Source organism: Streptomyces sp. 150FB, assembly GCF_000818195.1.
In the GTDB taxonomy this organism is placed as follows: Bacteria; Actinomycetota; Actinomycetes; order Streptomycetales; family Streptomycetaceae; genus Streptomyces.
The window spans coordinates 32,877-40,192 of sequence record NZ_JTHL01000001.1 but is presented as its reverse complement, the minus strand read 5'-3'; the positions used below and the strand labels follow the sequence as shown (position 1 = coordinate 40,192).

Genomic DNA, 7,316 nt, shown 5'->3' with positions numbered 1-7,316 from the left:
GGCCACCCGCGGCCCCGCACACACCGCAGCCGCCCCCGGCCGGACCCCCGGTCCTCGCCGACCTGGACCGGCTCGCGCACAGCGTGACCGGCGTCGGTGACGACGGACTGCGCGCCGCCGTCACCGACCGCCTGCTGGAGCTCCTGGGGGCGGTGGCCGTCGGACCGGAGCCTGCCGACCCGGTGGAGGTGCCGCATGACGAGCAGATTGCCGCGGCCGACGCGGACGAACTCTTTTCTCTGATCGACGATGAGCTGGGAAGGCCCTGAAACATGAGCGACGGGAAGCTGCTCGACTACCTCAAGCGGGTCACCACCGAGCTGCGTGACACTCGCCAGAGGCTGGCCGAAGCGCAGGCGGGGCCGTCGAGCCACGAGCCGGTCGCGATCGTGGGCATGGCGTGCCGGTTGCCCGGCGGCGTCACGTCGCCCGAGGAGTTGTTCCGGCTGGCCGTCGACGGCGTGGACGCCGTGTCGGAGTTCCCCGCGAACCGCGGCTGGGACCTGGAGGGCCTGTACGACCCGAACCCGGAGCAGCCTGGCACGAGCTACACGCGGCAGGGCGGATTCCTGTACGACGCGGCGGAGTTCGACGCCGGGTTCTTCGGGATGTCCCCCCGGGAGGCCATGGCGACCGACCCGCAGCAGCGGCTGCTGCTCCAGGCCTCCTGGGAGGCGCTGGAGCGCGCGGGCATCGCCCCGCCCTCGCTGCGCGGGAGCCGCACCGGCGTCTTCACGGGCGTCATGTACAGCGACTACGCCTCGCGCCTCGGGCAGGGCACGGGCGGCTTCGAGGGGCAGTTGCTCACCGGCAGTCTGCCGAGCGTGGCGTCCGGCCGTGTCTCGTACACGTTCGGGTTCGAGGGGCCCGCCGTGACGGTGGACACGGCGTGTTCGTCGTCGCTGGTGTCGCTGCATCTGGCGGCGGCTTCGCTGCGGTCGGGGGAGAGCTCGCTGGCGCTGGCCGGCGGCGTGGCGGTGATGTCGACTCCGACGACCTTCGTGGAGTTCTCGCGCCAGCGCGGCCTCTCGGCGGACGGCCGGTGCAAGGCGTTCTCGAACACGGCCGACGGCACGGGCTGGTCCGAGGGCGTCGGTGTGCTGGTCCTCGAGCGTCTGTCGGACGCGCGGCGCAACGGCCACCGGATCCTGGCCGTGATCCAGGGCTCCGCGGTCAACCAGGACGGCGCCTCCAGCGGACTCACGGCACCCAACGGCCCCTCACAGGAGCGGGTGATCCGGCAGGCACTGGCCGATGCCGGGCTGTCGCCCTCAGACGTGGACGCGGTGGAGGCACACGGCACGGGCACCACGCTCGGGGACCCGATCGAGGCGCAGGCGCTGCTGGCCACGTACGGGCAGGGCCGTGAAACGCCCCTGTGGATCGGCTCGTTGAAGTCGAACATCGGCCATACCCAGGCCGCTGCCGGTGTGGCCGGTGTGATCAAGACGGTGCTGGCGCTGCGGCACGGCGTGCTGCCGCGGACGCTGCACGTGGAGCATCCGTCGCGGCACGTGGACTGGTCGTCGGGTGCGGTGGAGCTGCTGACCGAGCAGCGCGAGTGGCCGCGGACGGGCCGTCCGCGCCGAGCCGGTGTTTCGGCCTTCGGGGCCAGCGGCACCAACGCGCACGTGATCATCGAGCAGGCGCCCGCCGAGGAGACGACGGCGACCACGGGGACCGGGAAGACCGACGGGGCCGGCGAGACCGACGGGGCCGCACCCGGGGTCCGTTCCCCGGCCGTGGTGCCGGTGACGGTGTCGGGCGCTACCGGGACCGCGCTGCGCCGCCAGGCCGGCCGGCTGCGGAAGTGGCTCGAGGCCCGCCCCGGGCTGAGCCCGGTCGACGTCGGATTCTCTACGCTGACGACCCGTGCCGCCCTGAACCACCGCGGGGTCGTCGTCGCCGCGGACCGCGCCGAACTCCTGGACGGGCTCGGCGCTCTGGCCGCCGGCGTTCCGGCCCCCGCACTCGTGGAGGGCGCCCTCCTCCCCGAGTCCGGCGTGGTGTGGGTGTTCCCCGGCCAGGGGTCCCAGTGGGCCGGGATGGCCCGCGGCCTGCGCGAGTCGTCCCCGGTGTTCGCCGCGCGGATGGACGAGTGCGAGCAGGCCCTGAGCGGCCTAATCGCCCGGCCGCTGCGGGACGTCCTCGACGACGCGTCGGCGCTGGAGAGGGTCGATGTGGTGCAGCCCGCGCTGTGGGCGGTCATGGTCTCGCTGGCCGAGGTGTGGCGCGCGGCCGGAGTCGTGCCGTCCGCCGTCGTGGGCCACTCCCAGGGTGAGATCGCCGCGGCCTGCGCGATCGGCGCGCTCTCGCTGGAGGACGGCGCCCGCGTGGTCGCCCTGCGCTCCCGCGCCCTCCTGGAGATCGCGGGCGAGGGCGGCATGGTGTCCCTCGCCCTGTCGCTGGACGCGACCCGCGCCCTGCTGGAGCCCTGGGAGGGACGGGTCTTCGTCGCCGCCGTCAACGGAGCGCGCTCCACGGTGGTCTCCGGCGACGCCGCCGCCCTGGACGAGCTGCTCGCCCACTGCGCGGCCCGGGAGATACGGGCCCGTCGCGTCCCCGTCGACTACGCCTCGCACTCCGCGCACGTCGAGCGGCTCCGCGACCGGATCCTCGACGACCTGGCCGGCATCAGCCCGCGTCCGGGCTCCGTCCCCTTCCACTCCACCGTCACCGGGCAGGTCCTGGACACCGCCGGTCTCGACGCCGCGTACTGGTACGAGAACCTGCGCACCACCGTCCGCTTCGCCCCCGTGGTCGAGGGCCTCCTCGCAGAGGGGCAGCGGACATTCGTCGAGTGCAGCCCGCACCCCGTCCTGGCGCTCGGCGTCGAGGAGACCGCGCAGGACGCCGGCTGCCGCGCCCTGGTGGTCGGTTCGCTGCGCCGCGACGAGGACTCCACCCGGCAGATCCACCTGTCCATGGCCCATCTGCACGCCCACGGAGTGCCCGTGGACTGGCGGCCCTCCTTCGAGGGCACCGGCGCCGTCGCCGTGGACCTGCCCACCTACGCCTTCGAGCCCACGTCCTACTGGCTGCAGCCGCCGCGGCCGCTCCTGAACGAACCCGTCGAACTCGCGGACAGCGGCCAGACGGTCCTGACCGGCCGCCTTTCCCTGCGGACCCACCCGTGGCTGGCCGACCACCGCGTGCGGGGCCAGGCGGTCGTACCCGGCACCGCGCTGCTGGAGATGGCGCTTCACGCTGGGGGAGTGGTGGACGAACTGATCTTCCAAGCACCCCTGTTGATCCCCGAGCAGGGTGAGGTCGAGGTCCAGGTCGTCGCAGGGCCGGCCGACGGCGCCGGCGTCCGGCCGCTGCGCCTGCACGCCCGCACCCCCGAGTTCGACTGGCGGCTGCACGCCACCGGTTCCCTTTCCGACGCCGAACCACTGGCCGGCGGCACGCAGGACCCGCTGCCGTGGCCGCCCGTCGGCGCCGAGCGTGTGGACCTTTCCTCCTGGTACGCCGACCTGGCCGAGCAAGGACTGGAGTACGGGCCCGGGTTCCGTGGCCTGCGGTCCCTGTGGCGGCACGGCGACGAGCTGTACGCCGAGGTGTCCCTGCCCGAGCCGGTGCGGCCCGCCCTGCTCGACGCCGCCCTGCACTGCCTGGACCTCAAGACCACCCCCGCCATGCCGTTCTCCTTCACCGGCGTCCGCCGGCTCGACCCGGACGCGGCGGCCGAACTGTCAAGCCTGCGCGCCCGGATCACCCCCCTGGGCAACAGCGCCGTCGCCCTGCGCATCTCCGACGGGACGGGCCGCGGCGTACTGACGGCGGACTCCCTGACGCTGCGACCGCTCGACGGCATGAGCCTCGACGCGGGCCGGAGCGCGCTGTTCGGCATCGACTGGGTGCCCGTGCGTCCGGACGCCTCCCGCACGGGCGACGCAACACAGGCCACCGTGCTGCGCTGCCCCGCCGTGGACGGTGAACAGCCCTACAGAGTAAGGGAGATGACCTCCGAGGTCCTCGGCGAGCTGCAGGCCTGGCTCGCCGACGAGGACGGCGGCGACGGCCGCGTGGTCGTGGTGACCCGCTCCGCCGTGGTGACCGGCATCGGAACCGCCGAGGAGGTGGACCCCGCCCCTGCCGCCGTGTGGGGCCTGGTGCGCTCGGCGCAGACCGAGAACCCGGACCGGATCGTGCTGGTCGACATCGACCACGACATCGACGACGGCATCGACACGGACGACGCCGGTGACGGGGGAGACGAAAACGACGGCTTCTCCGGCCTCCTGTCAACCCTGCTGGCCACGGGAGAGCCCCAACTCGCCCTGCGCGACGGCGAGATACGTGTCCCGAGAATGGTGCGTGCGAAGCAGGCCGACAGCCCCGTCGCGCCGGCGCTCCCCACCCGGGGCACGGTGCTGATCACCGGCGCGTCGGGCACCCTGGGCGGCCTCGTGGCACGCCACCTGGTCGCCGAACACGGCGTACGCGACCTGCTGCTCGTCAGCCGTCAGGGCGCCCCCGAGCTCGCCGAGGAACTGACCGCGCTCGGCGCGACGGCCACGTCGGCGCCGTGCGACATCGGTGACCGCGACGCGCTCGCCGAGCTACTCGCCGCTGTCCCGCAGGACCGCCCGCTGCGGGCCGTCGTGCACGCCGCCGGTGCACTCGACGACGCGGTGATCGGCTCGCTGACGCCCGAGCGCCTGGACTCCGTCCTCGCGGCCAAGGCCGACGGAGCCTGGCACCTGCACGAGCTGACCCGCGACCTGGAGCTCACGGCCTTCGTGCTGTTCTCCTCGGTCGCCGCCTCTCTGGGCACCGCCGGACAGGGCAACTACGCCGCCGCCAACGCCTTCCTCGACGCGCTGGCGCAGCACCGCCGCGCCCAGGGGCTGCCCGCCCTCTCGCTCGGCTGGGGCCTGTGGGCGGAGCGCAGCACCCTCACCGGCCGCCTCGACGAGGCCGACCTGGCGCGGCTCGGCGACGCCGGTGTCCTCCCGCTGGCCACCGATGAGGCCCTCGCCCTGCTCGACGCCGCGCTCGGCATGGACCGGGCCCACCTTCTCGCCGTCCGCCTCGACCGCACGGCGGCGCGATCCGCCGCGGGCACGCTGCCGCCGCTGCTGCGCGTCCCCGCCCCGGCTCCCCGCCGCCCCCGGCCCGTCACCGCCACCGCCGGTACACCGGCCGGCACCACCACCGAGGGTGAAGGCGACGGTCTGTGGGCCGTCCCTGCGGCCGACCGCGAGGACGTGGTCGCCGAGCTGGTGCGGCGCGAGGTCGCCGCGGCGCTCAGGTACGGATCGGCCGAAGAGATCGACCCCGACGCCGAGCTGCTGCGCCTGGGCTTCACCTCGCTGACCGCGCTGGAGCTGCGCAACAAGCTCAGCGCCCGTACCTCGCTGCGGCTGCCCGCGACCATGGTGTTCGAGCACCGCACCACCCGGGCCCTCGCCAGGTTCCTCACCGGGAAGCTGTCCGACGGCGACCTCGCGCCCGCCGGCACCGTCAATGAGGCCGAGGCCGATGAGCGCGCGGACGACCGCGTCGCGATCGTCGGCGTCGCCGGGCGCTACCCGCTGGCCGGGACGGTCCGCGAGCTGTGGGACAACCTCGCCGCGGCGCGGCACTGCATCCGCGAGGTGCCTGCCGAACGCTGGGACGCGAGCGCCCACTTCGACCCGGCGGGGGCAACCGCCGCCTACAGCAAGTGGGCCGGATTCATCGACGACGTCGACGCGTTCGACCCGTTGTTCTTCCAGATCTCGCCCGCCGACGCCGAAGCGATGGATCCCCAGGAACGCCTGTTCCTGCAGACCGCGGCCGCGACCCTGGACGACGCCGGATACCCGTCCGCCACGCTCGCCGCCCGGGGCCCGGTCGGCGTGTTCGTCGGTGTCATGGGCAGCGACTACGAGTGGATGAGCGGCGCGGCGAACGCGCTCGGCGTGCCGACCGACGCGCACTCCCGGCACTGGTCGATCGCCAACCGGGTCTCCCACTCCTTCGACTTCACCGGTCCGAGCATGGCGGTGGACACCGCGTGTTCGTCCTCCTTGACCGCGATCCACCTGGCCTGCCAGAGCATCGCCACCGGGGAGTGCTCCGCCGCGATCGCGGGCGGCGTCAACCTGATCCTGCACCCCAAGCACCTGCGCGGCCTCGCACAGGCCGGGATGCTCTCCCACGACGACCGGCTCAAGGCGTTCGGCGCCGGCGCCGACGGCTTCGTCGACGGCGAGGGAGTGGGTGCCGTCCTGCTCAAGCCGCTGGCCGCGGCGGTCGCCGACGGGGACCGCGTCCTCGGCGTGATCCGCGGCTCTGCCGTCAACGCGGTCGGCGACGCGGGCGGCTACACCGTGCCGAGCGCCACCGCCCAGGCCGCCGTGGTCCGGGGAGCGCTGGACCGTGCCGGAGTGGCCGCCGACACCGTCGGCTACGTCGAGGCCCACGGCACCGGCACGCTGCTCGGCGACCCGATCGAGATCGCCGGACTGGCCGACGTCTTCGGCGGACGGACCGAAGCGGGGCGCGGTACGGACCGGCCCGTCGTCGCCATCGGTTCGGTGAAGGCCAACATCGGCCACCTGGAGGCGGCAGCAGGCATCGCGGGGCTGACGAAGGTCCTGCTCCAGCTCCGGCACCGCACCCTGGTGCCGTCACTGCACTCGGCGGAGCGCAACCCGGAGATCGACTTCGACACCACCCCGTTCGAGGTGCAGCAGACCCGCGAGCCCTGGGTGCGGCAGGAGCGGACCGGAGTGGACGGCGCCTCTCACGAGCTGCCGCTGCGCGCCGTCATCAGCTCCTTCGGCGCGGGTGGCTCCAACGCCTGCGTGGTCGTGGAGGAGCACCTGGAGGCCGGCCCGGCCGACGTACCGCGGCCCGTGGCGGACGACGGACAGGAGCAACTGCTCGTCCTCTCCGCGAAGAACGAGGATCGGCTGCGGGCCTACGCGGCGGACCTGTCCGCGTTCCTGACCGGCCGGCCCTCGCGAGGGCCGGCGGGACCGGATGAAGCACGGGAGCCCCGGGAGGCGGTGGCGGCAGCCGGCCGCGTCGGCCTGCGCCTTGCCGCCGAGCTGGCCGGGGTGGACGCGGACACCCTCGACCTCGCGACCGACCTCGTGGACTGCGGCTTCGGCGTGACCGAGCGCGCCCGCTACCACGCGCTGCTCGCCGAGGAGCTGGGCGTCGACCAGTTGCCCGAGGCCGCCGTGACGGCGGACACCATCGGGGCGGTGGCCGACGCCGTGGCCGATCTCGTGCCGCGCACGGCGGTCACCGCCGCGGCGGACACCGTCGCGGCGGGCCCGCGGCTCACCGATGTCGCGCACACCCTGCAATCGGGCCGC

At 74.2% G+C, this 7,316-nt stretch carries 2 protein-coding genes; both read left to right on the top strand.

Annotation, left to right across the window (positions count from 1 at the left end; genetic code table 11):
• Nucleotides 1-269: hypothetical protein (locus tag QR77_RS00065; protein ID WP_040019091.1), on the top strand; the 269-nt coding region annotated here is incomplete at its 5' end.
• 3 nt (nt 270-272) lie between these two features.
• The coding region (locus QR77_RS00060) for a type I polyketide synthase (RefSeq protein ID WP_150130526.1) at nt 273-7,316 on the top strand (7,044 nt) is incomplete at its 3' end.